Source organism: Roseateles sp. UC29_93 (assembly GCF_042695725.1).
In the GTDB taxonomy this organism is placed as follows: domain Bacteria; phylum Pseudomonadota; class Gammaproteobacteria; order Burkholderiales; family Burkholderiaceae_C; genus Roseateles; species Roseateles noduli_A.
The window spans coordinates 596,607-615,644 of the sequence record NZ_CP170545.1 but is presented as its reverse complement, the minus strand read 5'-3'; the positions used below and the strand labels follow the sequence as shown (position 1 = coordinate 615,644).

Here is a 19,038-nt window from a genome sequence, read left to right as displayed (position 1 = left end):
AAAACCGCCGGGCTGTGGGCCCGGCGGTTTCTTGAGGATTCTTTGGCGCTCTGCTTATGCGTTCGCCTCTCCTCCGCCGGGGCGGTGCGAGAACCAAAAATAAGCAAAGTAAAACTTGGGTGCGGAACGCATGGGGCCAATAGTGCCTGTGCTCAATGCGGCGCGTCAAGCGCCGCGGGGTGACAGCCGCCCGTGTCGCACGACGACATCGGGCAAGCCACCCTTCGTGAATTCCTGGGTCAACGGGGTCAGCGGGGTCAGGCCGTGCCGCCGACGGTCAGGCCGTCGATGCGCAGCGTCGGCTGGCCGACGCCCACCGGCACGCTCTGGCCTTCCTTGCCGCAGACGCCGACGCCGGTGTCCAGCTGCATGTCGTTGCCGATCATGCTCACGCGCGTCAGCGCGTCCGGGCCGTTGCCGATGATGGTCGCGCCCTTGACCGGGTACTGGATCTTGCCGTTCTCGACCCAGAAGGCCTCGCTGGCGGAGAACACGAACTTGCCCGAGGTGATGTCCACCTGGCCGCCGCCGAAGTTGGTCGCGTACAGGCCCTTGTCGATGCTGGCGATGATCTCCTTCGGATCCTTGTCGCCGCCCAGCATGTAGGTGTTGGTCATGCGCGGCATCGGCATGTGGGCGTAGCTCTCGCGGCGGCCGTTGCCGGTCGGGGCGACCTTCATCAGGCGGGCGTTCATCGCGTCCTGGATGTAGCCCTTGAGGATGCCGTCCTCGATCAGCACGTTGCGCTGCGAGGCGCAGCCCTCGTCGTCGACGTTGAGCGAGCCGCGGCGGTCGGGGATGGTGCCGTCGTCCAGCACCGTCACGCCCTTGGCGGCGACGCGTTCGCCGATGCGGCCCGAGAAGGTGGAAGAGCCCTTGCGGTTGAAGTCGCCTTCCAGGCCGTGGCCGACGGCCTCGTGCAGCAGCACGCCGGGCCAGCCCGGGCCGAGGACGACGGTCATCTCGCCGGCCGGGGCCGGGCGCGATTCGAGGTTGGTCAGCGCCGCGCTCACCGCCTGCTCGACGTAGGACGCGATCATCTCGTCGGTGAAGTAGGCCAGGCCGAAACGCCCGCCGCCGCCGCCGGAACCCACTTCGCGGCGGCCGTTGCTCTCGGCGATGACGGTGACGGACAGGCGCACCAGCGGCCGCACGTCAGCGGCCAGCGTGCCGTCGGCGCGGGCGATCAGCACGACCTCGTGCTCGGCGGCCAGGCCGGCCATCACCTGCGCGATGCGCGGGTCCTTGGCGCGGGCCAGGCGCTCGGTGCGCTCCAGCAGCGCGACCTTCTGCGCGCTGTCCAGGCTGGCGATCGGGTCGGCGTCGCCATAGAGCGCGCGGCTGCCGGAGACGATCGGCTCGCTGGGCACCTTCACGCGGCGGCTCTGGCCGGCCGTGGCGATGGCGCGCACGGTGCGGGCGGCGTCGAGCAATGCGGCCTCGGAGATGTCGTCGGAGTACGCGAACGCCGTCTTCTCGCCGGCGACGGCGCGCACGCCCACGCCCTGGTCGATCGAGAAGCTGCCGCTCTTGACGATGCCTTCCTCCAGGCTCCAGCCCTCCGCGCGGGTGGTCTGGAAGTAGAGGTCGGCGTCGTCGACACGGTGCTCCGTGATCAGGCGCAGCGCCTGCGAGAGCGACGCATCGGTCAGGCCGAAGGGTTCGAGCAGCTGGGCACGGGCGGTGACCAGGCGGGCGAGGGTGGGTTCGCGCGAAATCATCGGCTGATTGTAGGCATCGCCCGTGACGCCCGCCCGGGGGCGGGCGCAGCCGACCCTCCCGGAGGGATGGTGACCGCCGGTAGCAATCGCTTCACCGATCTTTACGGTGACCCGGTCACCGTTTCCGACAGGACCCTCGTTGTCTCCGCAGCGGCAACGAAAACCGCAGCCAACCTCCCAAGGAGAACCTCGATGAAGCGCATGTCCCTGTCGATCGCCCTCGTCTCCAGCCTGATGGCCGTCACGGCGTTTGCCCAGACCGCCGCTCCCGCCGCGACCGCGACACCGCGCGTCGACCAGCGCGAAGCGAACCAGCAGCAGCGCATCGCCAATGGTGCCGCTTCCGGTCAGCTGACCGCCAAGGAAACCCAGCATCTGGAGAAGGAACAGGCCCGCGTGAACAACGCCGAGGCGAAGGCCAAGTCCGACGGCGTGGTCACCGCCAAGGAACGCCGCCAGCTTCAGCGCAAGCAGGACGTCGCCAGTGCCGACATCCGCCGCGCCAAGCACAACAACAAGACCGCCGGCAAGTGATTCAGACCGGCCCCGTCGGCACCCTCCCTACCCCCTCTCCCGCTTGCGGGAGAGGGTGGGGCGAGGGCCGGGGTCTGCGCAGGAAGATGAATTCAGGGTGCCTCGTCGGCGTCCTCTTCATCGTCGCCCGCAGCGTCCTGCTTCCATTCGAGCGCCTGCTGATACAGCGCCTTGCGCGACTCGCCCGTCAGCTCGGCGGCGAGCGCCGCGGCCTGCTTCAGCGGCAGGTCGCGCACGAGCACGCGCAGCGTGCGCAGCGCCTCGTCGGGCAGACCATCGGTGGCGGACGCCGCCGGCGCCGCATGCAGCACCAGCACGAACTCGCCGCGCTCGCGCTGCTTGTCCTCGGCCAGCCACGCGGGCAGCGTCGCGCACGGCGCAGTATGGATGGTTTCGAACTGCTTGGTGACCTCGCGGCACACCGTCAGCGTCTGCTCGGGCGCGAGCTCAGCCAGCAGCGCGATCAGCTCCTGGATGCGATGCGGCGCCTCGAACAGCACCTGGCTGTGCGGCGCGCCGGTCAACGCCTGCAGCGCGGTGCGGCGCTCGGCGGCCTTGGTCGGCAGGAAACCCACGAAGCGGAAGCCCTGCGCCCGCGCGTCCCCGGCGACGCTGAGCGCCGCCGCGGCGCTGCTGGCGCCGGGCAGCGGCATGACGCGCACGCCGGCCTTCGCCGCCGCGGCGACCAGCACCGCGCCCGGGTCCGAGATCGCCGGCGTGCCCGCGTCGCTGACGTAGGCGATGCGCTCCCCGGCCAGCAGCCGCGCGACGAGGCCTTCGGCCGCCTGCTGCTCGTTGTGCTGGTGCAGGGCCACCAGCGGCTTGTGCAAACCGAGCCAGCGCAGCAACTGAGCGCTGACGCGCGTGTCCTCGCAGGCGACCGCGTCGACCAGGCCCAGCACGTGGATCGCGCGCAGGCTCAGGTCGGCGAGGTTGCCGATCGGGGTCGCGACGACGTAGAGCGTGCCGCCCGGGTGTTGCTGATGACCGGCCGCGGCGGAAGCGGCGGCGATCAGCGAAGCGGACGGGGACGTCGACATGTTCAAGAAATTCTCCAGGGGAAGCACGGGCGCCACGGACGCCGTGGACAAGCAGGCGCGCGGTGCCGAGGCCGAGCAGCGCGCCCTCGACCATCTGCGGCGGCAGGGTCTGCGGCTGGTGGCGCGCAATTATCGGGTGGCGCGCGGCCCGTCGGCGCGCGGCGGCGAGGTCGACCTGATCCTGCGCGATCGCGACGGCACGCTGGTGTTCGTCGAGGTCCGCGCCCGCGAGAGCGATGCGCACGGCGGCGCGGCGGCCAGCGTGACCCGGGCCAAGCAACGGCGTGTGATCTTCGCGGCGGAATGTTTCCTTCGCACGCAGCGCGTCGTGCCGCCGTGCCGGTTCGATGTCGTCGCGATCGACGGCGACCGCATCGAATGGCTGCGCGGCGCGTTCGACGCGGCATCGCCGTGGTCGCGGGACGGCTGGGCGCCCGATTGATGACGGTCGCGCCGGCGCCGGTGGCACCGCCGTCCGCCTTTATCATCCCCGCACCTATGTTGGAACAACGCATACAACAACAATTCTTCGAAAGCGCGGACCTGCTGTACCAGATCGCCGAGGGCCTGTCGCGCCCGCTGGCGGTCGCGGCGCAGATGATGGTGGACGCGCTGACGGGTGGCGGCCGCGTGCTGAGCGCGGGCCTGGGCATCTCGGCCGCGGACGCGACCTACATGGCCTCGCTGCTGTCCGGCCGCTTCGAGCAGGAACGGCCCGGCCTGGCCGCGATGGCGCTGGACGCGCAGGCGCAGGGGGTATGCCGATCCGGCGTCGGCGTTGATGCGTCAGATCCAGACCTTCGGCCATCCGGGCGATCTGCTGCTGCTGTTCGAGGCGCAGGCCAGCGGCGCCGCCGCCGCGCTGCTGCAGGTGGCGCACAACCAGGAGATGAGCGTGATCGTGCTCAGCGGCACGCAGGACGACGAGTGGCGCGGCACGCTGCTCGACACCGACGTGCAGCTGCGCGTGCCGCACAGCCGCTTCGCGCGGGTGGCGGAGGCGCACCGTCTGCTCTCCCACTGCCTCAGCGACGCGATCGACCTGCAACTCCTCGGCGCGGGCGAATGATGCGGACGTCGATCCGGCACTCGACCCCGATCCTGAACCCGACGGCGATGCCGACGACCCCCTCCGACCTCTCCGACATTTCCAAGGACCTCCGCATGACGACCCAGACCCGTTGGAACCGCCGCCTGATGCTTGCCGCCGCGCTCGGCGCCGCCCTGCTGCAGACCGCGTGCGTCCCGCTCATCGTCGGCGGCGCCGCGGTGAGCGGCGCCCTCGTGGCGACCGACCGCCGCACCTCCGGCACGCAGCTCGAGGACCAGGGCATCGAGCTCAAGACCTCCAACCGCATCCGCGAGCAGCTCGGCGACCGCGTGCACATCAGCGTCAACAGCTACAACCGCATGGTGCTGCTGACCGGCGAGACCCGCAACGACGAGGACAAGGCCGCCGTCGAGCGCATCGCGCAGGGCGTCGAGAACGTCAGCAGCGTGCTCAACGAGGTCGGTGTCGGCATGCTGAGTTCGCTGTCCAGCCGCGCCAACGACGTCGCCATCGCGGCCAAGGTCAAGGCCAGCCTGGTCGATGCGAAAGATCTGATCTCGAACGCGTTCTACGTGGTGGTCGAACGCGGCAACGTGTACATCATGGGCCGCGTGACCGAGCGCGAAGCGACCCGCGTGACCGACATCGCGCGCGGTGTGCGCGGCGTGCAGAAGGTCGTGCGCGCGATGGAGATCATCAGCGAGGCCGAGCTGGCCGCGATGGGTCAGGCGCAGCAGGCCAAGCCCAAGAGCAATCCTTGAACGGCCGCGCTTGAACAGCGCTGCTTGAACGGGACCGGCGGCGCGATCCGCCGACCGTTATCTCTCCTCGCAGGGACCGCACACGCGGTCCCTTTTCATGTCCGCGACGCCTCCCCGGAAAAAGGGGCGCATCAGTGTCGCGACCTCCGTGGGCGGTGCGATCTCGACTCGTCGCTTTCGAGCATTTTTGCGAGTCCTTTGACTTGCCTCACACATGAAGGCATTCGCTGCTGACGGATCGGTCAGTGCTCCCCATCATCGCGCCTCCCTCAACAGGCAAATCGGAGGCCGAGTCGATGTACTTTCCCTATCTCCATGGCAAACAGAAGGAGGTGCTGGCCTTGCGGCACCTCGCGCCGCTGCTCGGGTCGGAAGGCCGGGGTGCAGCCAGTGCTGGAGCCGGTGCGCCAGGCGGCCACCTCGGTGCGTCATACGCTCGAGGCCTGCGAGACGCACCGGCTCCAGGTCTGGCTGGTGGTCAATCCCGTGCGGCAGGATTTCGAACTGCTGCCGCCGGCGCAATCCTTGGAATGGGGCCGTCAGCTGTTCACGTCGTTGCCGCAGCGGCAATGGATCCATCCGACCCTGATGCTCGGCCCGTCCCTGACGCCGGCCGTGATGCGGCGCTTCGTGCAGCTGTTCGGATCGCGGCCGCTGGGCATCGTCGTCGGGCCGGATGCGCCGCCGCTGCCGGACATGATGGCGCTGCTCGGCGGCGCGCAGGTGCGGATGGTGTTCTTCAAGGACATCGAACCCACGTCGGCGGCGCGCGCGCGCGGTGGGCGCCGCCGGATGCGTCTGGGTGGAAGACCGCCGGCTGCCGGAGAACCCGGAGCTGCGCGTCAGCGAGCGGCACCTGTTCACCGATCGCGCGCTGACCTTCCGCAGTGACGGGCTGGCCGGGTTCTCGGACTACACGACGCTGCCGTCGCGCCCGGAAGCGCCGGAGCTGCCGTCGCGGCTCGCGGCCTTCCGGCTCAGCTGCCTGCGCACCGCGCCCGCCTCCGGCGAGTTCTGGATCGAGCACTTCATGGGCGGGCGACTCGGTCCCGAGGAGGGCGGCGCGGATGCCCGCTTCCCGCCAGGCGCTGCAGGCCTTCCATGCAGCGCTGGACCGGACCGACGTCAGCTTCGGTCCCACGGAGGCCGTGCGGCGTTACCTCACCGGCCTCATCGACGGCATCGTGCCGACGCGGGCGCTGAGCAAGCAGTGGGAGGTGATGCACCACCTCGAACTGGTCAGCGGCGTGTTGGCGGGACGCTTCCCGGCGACACCGGCGGCCGGTGTGCCGGACAGTCTGCTCACGACGCCGCCGCGCTCAGGCGCACTGGAATCCCGCTGAGCACCGAGGTGCCCGAGACCCGGGTCCCGGGCCTCGTCGTCCAGCAGCAGATTCATGTTCACGCCCGGGTGCAGGGCCGCGACCGAGAGCCGGCTGCCGGTGAGGTCGTGGCCCCAGCCATGCGGCAGGCTCACGACGCCCGGTCGCATGTCCGCGCTGAGCGTGATCGGCGCGATCAGGCTGCCGCGTGCGTTGCTCAGGCGCGCGGACTGGCCGTCCGCCAGACCGGCGCGGGCGGCGTCGTCGGGGTGGACCAGCAGCGTGCAGCGGTCCCGCCCCTTCGCCAATACCGGCAGGTTGTGCATCCAGCTGTTGTTGCTGCGGGTCTCGCGGCGGCCGATCAGCAGCAGCTCGTCGCCGGTCGGATGGCGCAGGGCGGCATCCGCGTGGACGAGGTCCGCCAGCAGCGCGGCCGGGGCCAGCTCGATGCGGCCCGAAGCCGTGCGCAGGACTTCGGGGATTCGCGGCTGCAGTTCGCCGAGGTCGATGCCATGCGGCGCGGCGCGCACGCGCTCGAGCGTGAGTCCATCCGGCTTCGCGCCGAAGCCGTCGCCGTACGGGCCAGAGCGAAGGCCCAGGTCAAGCCACCGCGCTGGACCCGCGCCGCCGTCCAGCATCGCGAAGATCGTGTCGGCGTGGTCGCCCGCCTGGCGCTTGAGTTCGGCTCGAAGCGCCGCGTCGTCGAAGGCTTGCAGGTCCGCGTCGGCCGGCTGGCCCGCGGCGATCGCGGCCAGTCGCAGGAGCGTCTGCCACTCGGCGCGGGGCGCCTCGGAGGGTGCGCTCCCGTTGTCGCGTGTGTCTGTATCGGCAGGCATCACCGGGCCGGACCAGCGCGCGTGATTGCGCCAGGACAGCTGCGCGAACACCATGTCGTAGTGCCAGTCCTCCAGCGGCGAGGGCGGCGGCAGCACCAGGTCGGCATGACGGCTGGTCTCGTTGATGTACGGATCCAGGCTGACCATGAAGTCCAGGCTTTCGAGCGCGCGCGCGAGCCGTGCGCCGTTCGGCGACGAGAGCACCGGGTTGCAGGCCACGGTGATCAGTGCGTGGACCTGTCCATCGCCGGGCGTCTCGATCTCTTGCGCGAGGCAACTGATCGGGAACTCGCCCATCACCTCGGGCGCCTTGGCGACGCGGCTCTGGCGGCGGCCGGTCGCGACGCCCTTGCCCTGGCCCGGCCGGCCCATCGTGTTGGCGGCGAAGGCTGCGGCCTTGGGGAACATCAGCCCGCCTTCGGTGTCGAAGTGGCCGGTGACGATGTTGAGCGCGTCGATCAGCCAGCTGTTCAATGAGCCGAAGCGCTGCGTGCAGGTGCCGAAGCGGCCGTAGAGGACGGCCTTGGGCGTCGTGGCGAACTCGCGCGCGAGCCGCCGTTGCGCGTCCGCGGAGATGCCGCAGTGCGCGGCGCCGCGTTCAGGCGGGAAGTCGGCGACGGCGGCGCGCAGCGCGTCCAGGCCCTCGACGTGATCGGCCATCCGGCCCAGGGTCACGAGTCCTTCCTCGAACACCGTGTGCAGCAGGCCGAGCAGCAGGAAGACGTCTCCGCCGGGGCGGATCGCAAGGTGCTCGTCGGCGGCCTGCGCGGTCTCCGTGCGGCGCGGGTCGATGACGATGATCCGCCCGCCGCGCGCGCGCATCGCCTTGGCCTTGCCGCGGTAGTCGGGGCTGGTCCACAGGCTGCCGTTGCTGACCATCGGATTCGCGCCGAGGCAGATGAACAGGTCGGTGCGCGGCAGGTCCGGCACCGGGACGCTGAGCCAGTGGCCGTACATCAGCCCGCAGGCGAGCTGCTTGGGCATCTGGTCCAGCGTCGAGGCCGAGAACAGGTTGCGCGTGCCCAGCGCGCGCGCCAGGTGGGGGAAGTAGCTGAACAGGCCGATCTTGTGCGAGGCCGGATTGCCGATCGTCAGCGCGACCGAGTCGGCGCCGAACTGCGCGCGCAGCGGCGGCAGGCGCTGCGCGATCTCCTCGAAGGCTTCATCCCAGCCGATCGGGTCGAAGCCCGAGCGGTCCGCGCGGCGGCGCATCGGCTGGCGCAGGCGGTCAGGATCCTCGTGCAGGTCCTTCAGCGCGAAGCCCTTGGGGCAGATGTAGCCGTGGCTGAACGGGTCCGCGTCATTGCCGCGAATGGACACGATGGACGTGCCCTCGGCGGATTGGCGGGTGCGGATCTCGAGCCCGCAGCAGGCCTCGCAGAGCGGGCAGATGCGGGTGTGCGTGTGTTCGGTGGCGGTGGTGTCCGCGGCGGCGTCGATGGCCATGGCTGTCTCCCGTCGTTTGTGGACGATTGTGGGAGTCGTCGTGTGCCCTCGCGGTCATGTACGCGACAGCGGCGTGGCCATCACATCTGCCGGAACAGATGGGTGTAGCTCTCCGCGACGATCAGGGCGTCCTCGCTCTCCTTGAGCTTGACCTGCATGCGGCCGCGGAAGTCGCGCGACACGCCGGCGACCGCCGCCGCGTTGACCAGCGTGGAGCGGTGGATCTGCCAGAACTGCTGCGGATCGAGTTCCTCGACCAGTTCCTTGAGCGGCTTGCGGATCAGCGCCTCGCCCTGGCGCGTGGCGACCCGGGTGTATTTGCTGTCGGATTGGAAGTACAGCACCTCGTCGACGGTGATCAGCTTCAGCGTCTGCCCGACCGACGCGTTGATCCAGCGCAGGTACTGCCGCTTCGTGGTCGCGCCTGCCTGCGCGCCGAGCTGGCTCAGCACCGCGCTGAGGTCGGCGGGCGGACCCGCCAGGCGCTGCTTGATGCGCTGGATCGCGGTGAACAGGCGTGCCGGCTCGAGCGGCTTGAGCAGGTAGTCCACCGCGCCCTCGTCGAAGGCGGCGACGGCGTACTGGTCGTAGGCGGTGACGAACACGACGTGCGAGCGGCCTTGCACCTGGCGCGCCACGTCCAGGCCGGTCGCGCCGGGCATCTCGATGTCGAGGAACAGCACGTCGGGCTTGACCTCGTGCAGCAGGCGCAGCGCCTGCACGCCGTCGGCGGCCTCGCCGAGGATGTCCAGTTCCGGCCAGAGCTGCGAGAGGCGCTCGACGAGTTCATGGCGCAGCGTGGCCTCGTCCTCGGCGACGACGGCGGTCGGGTGCGGGGTCATGCGGGCAGCTCCAGCGTGAATTCGGTGTCGTCGGCATTGCTGCGGCACTGCAGCCGCGGCGGCGGCGTGCCGGGGGCGCGTTCGAGGCGCTCCAGCCGTTCGCCGAGCGCGTGCAGCGCGGCTTCCTCGCCGCCCAGCCCGCCGCGGTCGAAGGATAGTCGCAGCCGCAGGCCGCCGCCGGGCGCTTCCTGTGCGCTCAGCCGGGCCTGCGAGGGCAGCCGCGTGGTGTCGCGCAGCATCAGCTGCGCCAGCGGCAGCAGCAGCATCGGCGGCAACGGCCGCGTGGCGAGCCACGCGGACCACTCGGTCGACAAGGGCAGCAGCCGGCGATGGCGCCCCGCGACCACGGCGAGGTAGCTGTCCAGCAGCGCCGCCTCGGAGGCCAGCGTCACGCCGCGATCGCGCAACCGGGGCAGGGCCACGCGCAGGTGGCGGATCAGGCGCTCCATCTGATCGGGCGCCTCATGGTCGGCGCGTCCGTAGGCGCGTTCGATGTCGACCAGCGTGTCGAACAGGAACTGCGGCTCCACCTGCGCCTGCAGCGCGGCCAGCCGCGCGGCGACCGCGTCGCGCTGCATCGCGCTCTGCTCGCGCAGCAGCGCCTCCAGCCGGGCGCGGGTGTGGCGACGCCGCATGACCATCTCGATCCAGGCCACGGACAGCCCGGCGTTCACGCAGATGGAAAGGCTCTCGCCGATGAAGTTGAGCGAGCGGATCGGCAGGTACGGCCCCTCGCCCTTGCGTTCGCGCGCCAGTTCGGCGATCGAGGGCAGGTGCAGCAGCGGCATCAGCTGGCTGTAGAGCAGCTTGGCCAGCAGCGCGCCGATCACCACCGCGGCGCCCAGTCGCGCGATGCGCCAGCGGTCGTCCAGCGCGCTGCGCGCCGCGGGCAGCCAGGTCAGCAGCAGCGCCAGCGCCACCAGCAGCGGCGTCGCCATCTGGTTGATCAGCGCCGCCGGCCAGCGCGGGTTGTCCATCACGTAGAAGATCGAGGACACGTCCAGCAGGCCGAAGAAGATGCCCATCAGCAGGAACCACGACAGTTCCTCGCGGCGCAGCGAGCGCCACGACCGCCAGACGTGGGGCAGCCAGGCGGCCGCGCTCATGGGGCGGCCCCGGCCGTGGCCGCGGCGTTCGCCTGTGCCGCTTGCGCCGGGTGCGACAGCGGCGACGCGCCGCCCAGCGGCACGCGCACCCGCGCGACCACGCCGCGCGGCGCCGCCGCCTCCAGCTCCAGGCAGGCCTCGCGGCCGTACATCGCCGTCAGTCGCGCCCGGGTGTTGGCCAGGCCCACGCCGCTGCCGCCGCTGGCGGCGAAGCCCTGGCCGGTGTCGCGCACCTCCAGGACCAGGCCCTGGCCGCCGGCGTCGCGCCGTGCGGAGATGTCGATGCGGCCGCCTTCGGGCAGCGGGGACAGGCCGTGCTTGATGGCGTTCTCCACCAGCGTCGGCAGCACCATCGGCGGCAGCGGCGTGGCGAAGAGCGCCGCATCGGCCTCGATGTCGAAGCGCAGCCGCTCGCCCATGCGCATCTGCAGGATGGTGAGGTAGCTGCGGGCGAGCTCGAGCTCCTGGCCGAGCGTGGACATGCCCTGGCGCATGCTGGGCAGGGCGGCCCGCAGGTAGGCGATCAGGCTGCCCATCATGTCGCGGCCGCGTTCGGGCGCGGTCTCGTAGAGACGCTTCACGTTGGCCAGCGTGTTGAACAGGAAGTGCGGCTCGATCTGCGCATTCAACGCGGAGAACTGGGCCTCCATCTGCTGGGCCTGCAGCCGGTCGTGCTGCCGGGCCAGTTCGGCGAGGCGGGCCTGGGCGCTGCGCTCCTCGCGCACGCCGTGCAGCAGCGCGGCAAAGAAGCCGCCCAGCACCAGCCACAGCAGCGAGGTGGACAACACCCAGTCCCAATGCAGCGGCGCATCGGGAGCACCCAGATTGGCGACCTTGTAGCGCAGCAGCGTGCCGACGGTGGCGCCCGCGGTGATGGCGACGGCGCGAAAGCCGACCGGCCACCGGGTCCGCCAGCGGGTGAGCAGGGCCTCGGCCAGCGCCAGCGCGGCCAGCACGCTGAGCGCGGTCAGCAGCGTCTGCCGGGTGAAGCGCAGCCACTCCATCAGCCAGTCGGCGATGCCGTCGTCCTGCGTCATCCAGGTGAGCGATCGCGAGCCCGCCATCGCGAGGCAGAAATAGAAGCACGCCGCGATCATGCGCAGGTTGAACAGCTGCAACGCCGCGTCCCGCGCCGAGCGGCGGGGCTCGGACGGTTCACCTGCGGGCGGGACGGAGGACGCATCGGACATGGGCGGGATTCTGGCCGCCGGTCGCGAGAGCCGCCAGCGGGCGTGCGACGAAGCCGTCCAGGGTCGGACGAGTCCGGCATCCGTGGGGCGGACGCGGCACGGGCGCTGCACGGACGCGGCATACTCGCCGCCCATGAAGATCCATATCGGCAATGGCGTCCGCCTGTTCGTGGACGTCGAGGGACCCGGCCTGGTGCCGGACGGGGCACGGATGCGGGAGAAGCCGACGCTGATCTGCATGCATGGCGGGCCGGGTTTCGATCATGCGGCGTTCAAGCCGGCGTTCAGCCAGCTGGCGGACCTCGCGCAGATCGTCTACTACGACCATCGGGGCCATGGCCGCAGCGATCCGCGTCCGTCGTCCGAGTGGACGCTGGACATGTGGGCCGACGACATCGTCCGCCTGTGCGATGCGCTGGGCATCGAGAAGCCGATCGTGCTGGGCCAGTCCTTCGGCGGTTTCGTCGCGCAGCGCTACATCGCGCGGCACCCGGGGCACGCCTCGAAGGTGATCCTGTCCAGCACCTCGCACCACATGGGGCTGGCGCGCAAGCTCGATGCCTTCGAACGGCGCGGCGGCCCCGAGGCCCGCGCCCTGGCCGAGGCCTTCTGGAGCCGTCCGACGCGCGAGACCTTCGAGGCCTACTGGGCCGGCGTGCGCCATCTCTACAACACGCAGCCCGCGGCCGATCCGGAGGCGGGCGGCCGCACGCTGTTGAACCTGGACATCCTGCTGCACTTCGTCAGCGGGGAGAAGCAGGACCTCGGGCTCCTCAAGGGGCTGGAGAAGGCGTTGTGCCCGGTGCTGGTGATGGTGGGCGAGGACGACCCGGTCTGCCCGCTCGAGGACGCGCTGGAGATCCACGACGCGCTGCCCGCGCAGTGGCGTCAGCTGGCGCGTTTCCCGGGTGTCGGGCACGGCGCGTGGCGGGACGACCCGGTCGCGGCCTTCGCGGTGCTGAGGAAGTTCATCGCCGGGTGATCGGCGGGTGAATCGCGGGCGACCCGGACTTGCTCGCGGGAGCGGGCGGGCGTGAGGTCCAGCGGCCGGCGAAGTGCCGCTTGCCGCTCAGGACGCGACCAGCGCCTTGAGGTCGCGCTCGGCCAGCGTCGCGTCGCCGAGGTTGAGCTCGATGACGCGGCGCAGGTGGGTGATGCTCTCGATGTCGATGCCCAGGCAGAGCAGCCCGGCGCGATCGCCCTCCACGTGCGCGAGCTGGGCCGCCATCGTGATGCGGCCGTCGTGCGGCGCCAGCGGCAGGTCCAGCAGGCACAGCGCGCCGGGCTCGACGTCCGAGCCGGGCGGCAGCAACAGCAACGCGCCCTTGAGCGACAGGTCCAGCACCTGCACCGGCAGGCGTTGATCGACCGTCACCAGTTGCGCCGGACCGGCGAACGCGATGCGGGAGAAGTGACGGCGTTCGGCGGCGCTCATGGTGTCTTCCGGGTGTGCCGGCGGTCAGAGCTCGGCGTAGATCGTGCTCTTCTCGATCGCCTGGTGCAGGCGCGAGGGCGCGAGCGGTTCCAGGCCCATCGTCTCCAGCAGGTACCACGAGGCGCGCAGCAGCGCGGACGTGGCCTGGCGGAGTTCGGTCGATTCAGGCGTCTCCGCGCGGGACAGCATCGCCTGGAGCTGACGCGGCTGGTTGTGGCCGGCCACCTCCGGCACCTGCGACGGGACATGCGCCTGGGTCAGCCGGCCCAGCAGCTGCTGGACCTCATAGCCGTGCTCGGGGACTGGATCAGCCGCGCGAGGTCGCCCAGCAGGCGCTCGCCGGCGGCGGCCAGCAGCTGCGCGGAATGGTCCGCGCCGCCGCCCACGTAAAGCGCCGACGCCATGTCCAGGTACTCCAGCGCTCGCGCCAGACGGGGCAGATCACTGCTCACTGCATGTCCTCCTTGATGCACTCTTGTCACGACTGCGTTTTGCATGCATCGCCGCTCCTTGTTCTGGAAACCGGTTCCCTCTCGACGGCGTGAAGGGGAGTGTATCGGCGCGCCGCGGCACTGCGCACACCGTTTGTCACGGCGGCGGGTAGCATCCATCCGTTCGGAGGGCGGGCACTTCCTTTGCCATCCCACCCGACCCGGCGCGGGCGACGCCATCACCCGACGCCATTCAGACTTACCCGGAGATTCACATGGACCGTCATGACATCCCCACCGAGGGGCTGATCGATCTCAGCGAGGCGCCGTCGCTGCGCACGCGCCGCGACGCGCTGGGTCGGCTGGGCCGCTATGCCGCCGCGGGGCTGGTGTTGCCGCCTGGATTGGCCGTGCTGCCGGCGCTGGCCGCCGACAACGAGGATGACACCTACGACCAGGACTCGGTCCTGCATGAGGCGACCGAGTTTTTCGGCGAAACGACCGAAGGCCTGGCCAAGGTGATCGAGAAGGCCTTCAAGGACCAAGGGCGCCCGAACGCCTACATCAAGGGCCAGGAAGCCAGCGGCGCGGTGACGGTCGGCCTGCGCTACGGCGATGGCCAACTGATCATGAAGCGCGGCGGCGGTGGCAAGGTCTACTGGGCGGGGCCGTCGGTGGGGTTCGACGTCGGCGGCAATGCGTCGAAAGTCTTCACGCTGGTCTACAAGCTGCCGAAGGCCAGCGCGATCTATCGCCGCTTCCCCGGCGTGGACGGCAGCCTGTACTACATCGGCGGCGCGGGCGTGAACTACCAGCGCGCCAACGGCATCACGCTGGCGCCGATCCGGCTGGGCGTGGGACTGCGCGCGGGGGCGAGCGTCGGCTACGTCCACTACCGGCGCGAGAAGTCGATCAATCCGTTCTGAGGTCGGAAGGCGGCCGGTGGCGGTCGCCGGAGCTCGGCCGGCGTTCAGCCGGTGCGCAGCGGCGCGCCTTCGCGCTGGCTGCGCGCGAGCGCCTGCTCGGCACGGCCGAGCAGGCCGCTGCCGGTATCGCCGGGACCACGCCAGGCCGTGAGGCCCATGCTGAGCGGACCGGCCGCCGGTTGCTGCTGCATCCACACCGCGCGGAAGCGCTCGCAGACCTTGCGGCCGGTGGGCAGGTCGACGTCGTGCAGCAGCATGAGCATGGCCTCGCCCTGCCCGAGCGCGAGCACGTCCTGTGCGCGGCACTGCTGGCGCAGCATGTGCGGCAGCGCGCCGGCGGGCGCGCGCGCCGCGCCCAGCGCCACCAGGCACCAGGCCATGTCCGGGGAGTTCTGCTGCTGGCGCTCGACGAGCCGCGCGAGCAACTGATCGCGCGAAGCCAGCGGCGAGGACGCGCCGGACTCGATGGCCAGCAGATGGAAGCGCTTGAAGTGGGCGAGGGCGACGTTGAAGTCGCCATGCGCCTCGGCCAGGGCGCTGAAGGTTTCCTGCACCGGCGCGTGGTTGTCGCCGTGTATCTTGCGCAGCTCGTCCAGACGAGAGCGCGCTGCGTCGAGTTGGCCGTCCAGGATCAGACGGCGGGCATCGGCGCAGCCTTGTTCCAGATCGCCCAACGTGTTGGGGCTGGACCGCAAGACCTTATCGGGAGTCATAACCGAAAAGAATAGCGTCCGCTATCCGACCAAACTATGGGGCCAACCCGGGGAAACGTCGTTGCAGTCGCATCAAATGGTGTGCGCGCCGCAAGTGCGTGCTTACCGGTGGACACGTGGACCACTGCTTGGTGACGAGCGGATGTGGTGATCGCGACGGCTGAAGGATCGGTGCGGCAGGCGGAGCGGATGACGATCACGCGTCGAGGCCATGACGCATTCGTGGATGAGGGACAGGACGCTGGGCAAGGCGGGACTAGGATGGTCCGGGACCCTTGTGTTGACGCTGATGGAGACCCCCGCATGACCCAGCAGACCGTGCCCCCGTCCGTTCCTTCCACCGCGTCCGCGGCCTCGTCGCAACTGCCGTTGCAGGCGACCGCCGAGACGCTCCCGCCGCAGGACATCAGCGCCGAGGTCCTGCTGGAGAAATACGCGAAGGACGGCGAACGCAATCTCGAGGAGGTGCGGGCGCGCGTGGCGCGGGCGCTGGCGGTGGCGGAGTCGCCGGAGCAGCGCGCGCACTGGGAGGCGAAGTTCCTGGCGGCGCAGCGGCGCGGTTTCGTGCCGGCGGGGCGGATCGCCTCGGCGGCGGGGACGGCGCTGTCGGCGACCTTGATCAACTGCTTCGTGCAGCCGGTGGGCGACGCGATCGCGGAGGAGGAGGACGGTCATCCCGGCATCTACACCGCCTTGACCGAGGCGGCCGAGACGATGCGGCGCGGGGGCGGCGTCGGGTACGACTTCTCCCGGATCCGACCCAAGGGCGCGTACGTGAAGTCGACGCAGTCGAGCGCGTCGGGGCCGGTGAGCTACATGCGGGTGTTCGACCGCAGCTGCGAGACGGTGGAATCGGCCGGCTCGCGGCGCGGCGCGCAGATGGGCGTGCTGCGCTGCGACCACCCGGACATCGAGGAGTTCATCCACGCCAAGGACCAGGGCGACCTGAAGAACTTCAACATCTCGGTGGGCGTGACGGACGCGTTCATGGAGGCGGTGGAGGCGGACGCGGACATCGAGCTCGTGCACAAGGCGGCGCCGGGCGACAAGCAGCGCGCGGCCGGCGCGACGCAGCGGGCGGACGGCGTGTGGGTCTACCGCCGCCTGCGGGCCCGCAAGCTGTGGGACCAGGTCATGCGGTCCACCTACGACCACGCGGAGCCGGGGGTGCTGTTCCTGAACCGGATCAATGCGGACAACAACCTGCATTACTGCGAGTCGATCAGCGCGACGAATCCTTGCGCGGAGCAACCGCTCCCTTCCTACGGCTGCTGCTGCCTCGGCTCGATCGACTTGACGGTATTCGTCAAGGACGCGTTCGTGGCGAAGGCCTCGTTCGACGAGGCCGAGTTCGCCGACATCTGCAAGACCGCCACCCGCATGCTCGACAACGTGCTGGACGTGACCCCGTGGCCGTTGCCGCAGCAGGCGCGCGAGGCCGCCAACAAGCGGCGCGTGGGGCTCGGCTTCACGGGCCTGGGCGACACGCTGGTGATGCTCGGCCTGCGCTACGACGGCGAGCCCGCCCGCGCGATGGCGCGCCGCATCAGCGAGATCATGCGCGACGCCGCCTATGAGGCGTCCGCCGACCTCGCCATCGAGCGCGGCGCGTTCCCGCTCTTCAACGCCGATCTCTACCTGTCGGGCGGCAACTTCGCGTCGCGGCTGCCGCCGTGGCTGAAGGACAAGATCCGCGCGCAGGGCCTGCGCAACTCGCACCTGCTGTCGATCGCGCCGACCGGCACGATCTCGCTGGCCTTCGCCGACAACGCCAGCAACGGCATCGAGCCCGCGTTCTCGTGGAGCTACACCCGCAGGAAGCGCATGCCCGACAACTCCTTCAAGGAGTACGCCGTCGAGGACCATGCCTGGCGGCTCTACCGCCACCTGTTCGGCGCCGACGCGCCGCTGACCGACGCCTTCGTCACCGCGCTCGAGCTGCAGGCGTCGGACCACGAGGCGATGGTCGCGGCCGTCGCGCCCTACGTCGACACCTCGATTTCCAAGACCGTCAATGTGCCGGCGGACTATCCCTACGCCGACTTCCAGGATCTCTATCGCCTGGCCTGGAAGAGCGGGCTGAAGGGCCTCGCGACCTATCGCCCGAACAGCGTGCTCGGCGCGGTGCTCAGCGTCGAGCCGATCGCCCAGCCGGAGCCGCTCAAGGCCGACATCGGCCCCAACCAGCGCTTGCGCGTCGAGCGCCTGCCCAAGCCGGTGCTTGCGTCGCTGCGCTGGCCGAGCCGGCCCGAGATGCCGGGCGGCAATCCGGCGTGGTCGACCATGATCCGCCATCCGCATGGCGACTTCGCGCTCTTCGTCGGCGAGCTGCCGGCGGAGGGGCCGGATGCGGGCCTCTTCGGCCGCACGTTGCCGTTCGAGGTCTGGGTCAACGGCGCGGAGCAGCCGCGCGGCCTCGGCGCGCTGGCGAAGACGCTGTCGATGGACCTGCGCGCCAATGACGCGGCCTGGCTGCGCCTGAAGCTCGACGCGCTGGCGACCGTCGCCGAGGAGCGCGCGTTCGAGATGCCGATGCCGCCGCTCGGCGAGCCGCGGCTGTTCCCGGGCGTCGTCGCGGCGACGGCGGCGGTGATCCGCTGGCGCTGCGAGCAGCTCGGGGCCTTGCAGGAAGGCGGTCCGACGCCGGTGCTGGACGCGATGTTCTCGCGCGAGGAGCCGCGCACCGGCACGGCCGGGACGCTCGCCTGGGCGGTCGACGTCGACAACCCCGCGACCGGCGAGCTGTTCACGCTGACGCTCAAGGAGGTGAGCCTGCCCACGCCCGACGGGGGCAGCGTCACACGGCCCTGCGCGATGGGGTTCTCGGGCAATTACCCGAAGGCGCTCGATGGACTGGCGCGGCTGCTGTCACTGGACATGCGCGTGCTCGATCCGGGCTGGATCGGCATGAAGCTGCGCAAGCTGCTCAACGTGGGCGAGCCGCTGGGCCACTTCATGGCGCCGGTGCCGACGCTGTCGGGGGAAAGACGGCAGCAGGTGTGGCCGTCGACGGTCGCGTATGTCGCGCGCCTGGTCATCCACCGCTACGCGATGCTGGGGGTGCTGGACGAGCACGGTTATCCGCTCGTCGACATGGGGCTGATGCAGCAGGCGCCGGCCAGGGGCACGGGAACTGCCACGGGGGCGGCGCGCACCGCCTCGGAGGCCGGCGGCATCATCGCGATGGCCGGCAAGAAGTGTCCCGAGTGTGGCAACGCCACGCTCATCCACCGCGACGGGTGCGAGTTCTGCACCGCGTGCGGGTTCGTGGGGCAGTGCGGCTGACTGCCCCTTCCCGACCTGACGCCAGGCTCGGGGCCTGGCGCACTGGCGGGCGTCACGCCTGAGGCGGTGCCAGGCGCTTTGCCAGGCGTTGTGCCTGGCGTTTTATGCCTGGCGGTCTGCCAGGCGTTATGCCTGGCCTTGCGGCTTGTCGTCCGCCGGAGCGTTGCCTCCGGCCGGTGCGCCTTGGGCGTTCGGTTCATCCGCCGGTGCGTCCGAGCCTGCACCGCTGGCCTTGCGATGGGCCTTTTCTTCCTTCTTCTTTTTCTTGGCCAGCTCGCGTTGGCGTTTTCGTATGAGTAGTTGGGGGTAGCGATATCGGCCTCCGATAGGTTGGGGGTGATCGATGAGCCTGACGTTTCCGCCATTGCGCGAATCCGGGCGAGCTCCTGCCGGTGGACG

18 protein-coding genes and 1 pseudogene are annotated in these 19,038 nt (G+C 70.5%); 9 read left to right on the top strand and 10 right to left on the bottom strand.

The window, feature by feature from the left end:
- Window positions 1-257: 257 nt before the first annotated feature.
- Window positions 258-1,721 carry a metalloprotease TldD gene (gene tldD / locus ACFJIX_RS02810; RefSeq protein WP_377157601.1) on the bottom strand — a complete coding sequence of 488 codons (1,464 nt, stop codon included), beginning with the start codon at window positions 1,719-1,721 and terminating at the stop codon, window positions 258-260.
- Window positions 1,722-1,913: 192 nt separating this feature from the next.
- On the opposite strand from tldD, the gene ACFJIX_RS02805 reads away from it, so the two are divergent.
- Complete coding sequence (locus tag ACFJIX_RS02805) at window positions 1,914-2,255, top strand: hypothetical protein (protein ID WP_377157600.1); 342 nt, start codon at window positions 1,914-1,916, stop codon at window positions 2,253-2,255.
- Between the two features lie 92 nt (window positions 2,256-2,347).
- On the opposite strand, the gene rsmI is transcribed toward ACFJIX_RS02805, so the two are convergent.
- Window positions 2,348-3,295, bottom strand: coding sequence for a 16S rRNA (cytidine(1402)-2'-O)-methyltransferase (rsmI, locus tag ACFJIX_RS02800; RefSeq protein ID WP_377157599.1), 948 nt, complete (start codon window positions 3,293-3,295; stop codon window positions 2,348-2,350).
- Between rsmI and ACFJIX_RS02795 the strand changes: the two genes are divergently transcribed.
- The 5 genes and pseudogenes from ACFJIX_RS02795 to ACFJIX_RS02775 all read left to right on the top strand — a co-directional run bounded on the left by ACFJIX_RS02795 (window position 3,294) and on the right by ACFJIX_RS02775 (window position 5,998).
- Complete coding sequence (locus ACFJIX_RS02795; protein WP_377157597.1) at window positions 3,294-3,737, top strand: YraN family protein; 444 nt, start codon at window positions 3,294-3,296, stop codon at window positions 3,735-3,737. The two genes, rsmI and ACFJIX_RS02795, sit on opposite strands and share 2 nt — an antisense overlap.
- A pseudogene (locus ACFJIX_RS02790) lies at window positions 3,674-3,985 on the top strand (hypothetical protein); the annotation flags it as partial. The gene ACFJIX_RS02795 and the pseudogene ACFJIX_RS02790, both read left to right, overlap by 64 nt.
- A 91-nt stretch (window positions 3,986-4,076) precedes the next feature.
- A complete protein-coding gene (locus ACFJIX_RS02785) occupies window positions 4,077-4,364 on the top strand; it encodes a hypothetical protein (protein ID WP_377162140.1) in 288 nt (95 codons plus the stop codon).
- 95 nt (window positions 4,365-4,459) lie between these two features.
- Window positions 4,460-5,107, top strand: a complete 648-nt coding sequence (locus tag ACFJIX_RS02780; RefSeq protein ID WP_377161572.1) for a BON domain-containing protein — start codon at window positions 4,460-4,462, stop codon at window positions 5,105-5,107.
- A 381-nt stretch (window positions 5,108-5,488) separates the two neighbouring features.
- On the top strand, window positions 5,489-5,998 hold the full coding sequence (locus ACFJIX_RS02775) for a hypothetical protein (RefSeq protein WP_377157596.1): 510 nt from the start codon (window positions 5,489-5,491) through the stop codon (window positions 5,996-5,998).
- Between the two features lie 265 nt (window positions 5,999-6,263).
- Here the strand turns inward: ACFJIX_RS02775 and ACFJIX_RS02770 are convergent, their stop codons facing one another.
- The 4 genes from ACFJIX_RS02770 to ACFJIX_RS02755 all read right to left on the bottom strand — a co-directional run bounded on the left by ACFJIX_RS02770 (window position 6,264) and on the right by ACFJIX_RS02755 (window position 11,849).
- The gene (locus ACFJIX_RS02770; RefSeq protein ID WP_377157595.1) at window positions 6,264-8,711 is read right to left on the bottom strand and encodes a molybdopterin-dependent oxidoreductase; all 2,448 of its coding nucleotides are present in this window, start codon (window positions 8,709-8,711) and stop codon (window positions 6,264-6,266) included.
- A gap of 80 nt (window positions 8,712-8,791) precedes the next feature.
- Window positions 8,792-9,553 carry a LytR/AlgR family response regulator transcription factor gene (locus tag ACFJIX_RS02765; protein WP_377157594.1) on the bottom strand — a complete coding sequence of 254 codons (762 nt, stop codon included), beginning with the start codon at window positions 9,551-9,553 and terminating at the stop codon, window positions 8,792-8,794.
- Window positions 9,550-10,659, bottom strand: a complete 1,110-nt coding sequence (locus ACFJIX_RS02760) for a histidine kinase (protein ID WP_377157593.1) — start codon at window positions 10,657-10,659, stop codon at window positions 9,550-9,552. Before ACFJIX_RS02760 ends, ACFJIX_RS02765 begins: the two co-directional genes overlap by 4 nt.
- Window positions 10,656-11,849, bottom strand: a complete 1,194-nt coding sequence (locus ACFJIX_RS02755; RefSeq protein WP_377157591.1) for a sensor histidine kinase — start codon at window positions 11,847-11,849, stop codon at window positions 10,656-10,658. Before ACFJIX_RS02755 ends, ACFJIX_RS02760 begins: the two co-directional genes overlap by 4 nt.
- Before the next feature lie 133 nt (window positions 11,850-11,982).
- On the opposite strand from ACFJIX_RS02755, the gene ACFJIX_RS02750 reads away from it, so the two are divergent.
- The gene (locus ACFJIX_RS02750) at window positions 11,983-12,831 is read left to right on the top strand and encodes an alpha/beta fold hydrolase (RefSeq protein ID WP_377157588.1); all 849 of its coding nucleotides are present in this window, start codon (window positions 11,983-11,985) and stop codon (window positions 12,829-12,831) included.
- Window positions 12,832-12,918: 87 nt separating this feature from the next.
- On the opposite strand, the gene ACFJIX_RS02745 is transcribed toward ACFJIX_RS02750, so the two are convergent.
- The 3 genes from ACFJIX_RS02745 to ACFJIX_RS02735 are packed head-to-tail and all read right to left on the bottom strand — an operon-like array spanning window position 12,919 to window position 13,736.
- A complete protein-coding gene (locus tag ACFJIX_RS02745; protein ID WP_377157587.1) occupies window positions 12,919-13,284 on the bottom strand; it encodes a PilZ domain-containing protein in 366 nt (121 codons plus the stop codon).
- A 24-nt stretch (window positions 13,285-13,308) separates the two neighbouring features.
- The gene (locus tag ACFJIX_RS02740) at window positions 13,309-13,509 is read right to left on the bottom strand and encodes a hypothetical protein (protein ID WP_377157586.1); all 201 of its coding nucleotides are present in this window, start codon (window positions 13,507-13,509) and stop codon (window positions 13,309-13,311) included.
- Between the two features lie 32 nt (window positions 13,510-13,541).
- Complete coding sequence (locus ACFJIX_RS02735) at window positions 13,542-13,736, bottom strand: hypothetical protein (protein ID WP_377157584.1); 195 nt, start codon at window positions 13,734-13,736, stop codon at window positions 13,542-13,544.
- A gap of 254 nt (window positions 13,737-13,990) precedes the next feature.
- Here ACFJIX_RS02735 and ACFJIX_RS02730 point away from each other — a divergent pair, with 254 nt between their 5' ends.
- Window positions 13,991-14,641 carry a DUF1134 domain-containing protein gene (locus ACFJIX_RS02730; protein ID WP_377157582.1) on the top strand — a complete coding sequence of 217 codons (651 nt, stop codon included), beginning with the start codon at window positions 13,991-13,993 and terminating at the stop codon, window positions 14,639-14,641.
- 44 nt (window positions 14,642-14,685) lie between these two features.
- Here ACFJIX_RS02730 and ACFJIX_RS02725 read toward each other — a convergent pair whose 3' ends face one another.
- Window positions 14,686-15,336 (bottom strand): hypothetical protein, encoded by a 651-nt coding sequence (locus ACFJIX_RS02725; protein WP_377157580.1) that lies wholly within the window; start codon window positions 15,334-15,336, stop codon window positions 14,686-14,688.
- A gap of 321 nt (window positions 15,337-15,657) precedes the next feature.
- Between ACFJIX_RS02725 and ACFJIX_RS02720 the strand changes: the two genes are divergently transcribed.
- On the top strand, window positions 15,658-18,639 hold the full coding sequence (locus tag ACFJIX_RS02720) for an adenosylcobalamin-dependent ribonucleoside-diphosphate reductase (RefSeq protein WP_377157578.1): 2,982 nt from the start codon (window positions 15,658-15,660) through the stop codon (window positions 18,637-18,639).
- The last annotated feature ends 399 nt before the right edge of the window (window positions 18,640-19,038 follow it).

Excerpts from the sequence above, each read along its gene's own strand:
- tldD (WP_377157601.1), bottom strand. The coding sequence starts at position 1,721 with ATGATTTCGCGCGAACCCACCCTCGCCCGCCTGGTCACCGCCCGTGCC.
- ACFJIX_RS02805 (WP_377157600.1), top strand. The coding sequence starts at position 1,914 with ATGAAGCGCATGTCCCTGTCGATCGCCCTCGTCTCCAGCCTGATGGCC.
- ACFJIX_RS02795 (WP_377157597.1), top strand. The coding sequence starts at position 3,294 with ATGTTCAAGAAATTCTCCAGGGGAAGCACGGGCGCCACGGACGCCGTG.
- rsmI (WP_377157599.1), bottom strand. The coding sequence starts at position 3,295 with ATGTCGACGTCCCCGTCCGCTTCGCTGATCGCCGCCGCTTCCGCCGCG.
- ACFJIX_RS02785 (WP_377162140.1), top strand. The coding sequence starts at position 4,077 with ATGCGTCAGATCCAGACCTTCGGCCATCCGGGCGATCTGCTGCTGCTG.
- ACFJIX_RS02780 (WP_377161572.1), top strand. The coding sequence starts at position 4,460 with ATGACGACCCAGACCCGTTGGAACCGCCGCCTGATGCTTGCCGCCGCG.
- ACFJIX_RS02770 (WP_377157595.1), bottom strand. The coding sequence starts at position 8,711 with ATGGCCATCGACGCCGCCGCGGACACCACCGCCACCGAACACACGCAC.
- ACFJIX_RS02765 (WP_377157594.1), bottom strand. The coding sequence starts at position 9,553 with ATGACCCCGCACCCGACCGCCGTCGTCGCCGAGGACGAGGCCACGCTG.
- ACFJIX_RS02760 (WP_377157593.1), bottom strand. The coding sequence starts at position 10,659 with ATGAGCGCGGCCGCCTGGCTGCCCCACGTCTGGCGGTCGTGGCGCTCG.
- ACFJIX_RS02755 (WP_377157591.1), bottom strand. The coding sequence starts at position 11,849 with ATGTCCGATGCGTCCTCCGTCCCGCCCGCAGGTGAACCGTCCGAGCCC.
- ACFJIX_RS02750 (WP_377157588.1), top strand. The coding sequence starts at position 11,983 with ATGAAGATCCATATCGGCAATGGCGTCCGCCTGTTCGTGGACGTCGAG.
- ACFJIX_RS02745 (WP_377157587.1), bottom strand. The coding sequence starts at position 13,284 with ATGAGCGCCGCCGAACGCCGTCACTTCTCCCGCATCGCGTTCGCCGGT.
- ACFJIX_RS02730 (WP_377157582.1), top strand. The coding sequence starts at position 13,991 with ATGGACCGTCATGACATCCCCACCGAGGGGCTGATCGATCTCAGCGAG.
- ACFJIX_RS02720 (WP_377157578.1), top strand. The coding sequence starts at position 15,658 with ATGACCCAGCAGACCGTGCCCCCGTCCGTTCCTTCCACCGCGTCCGCG.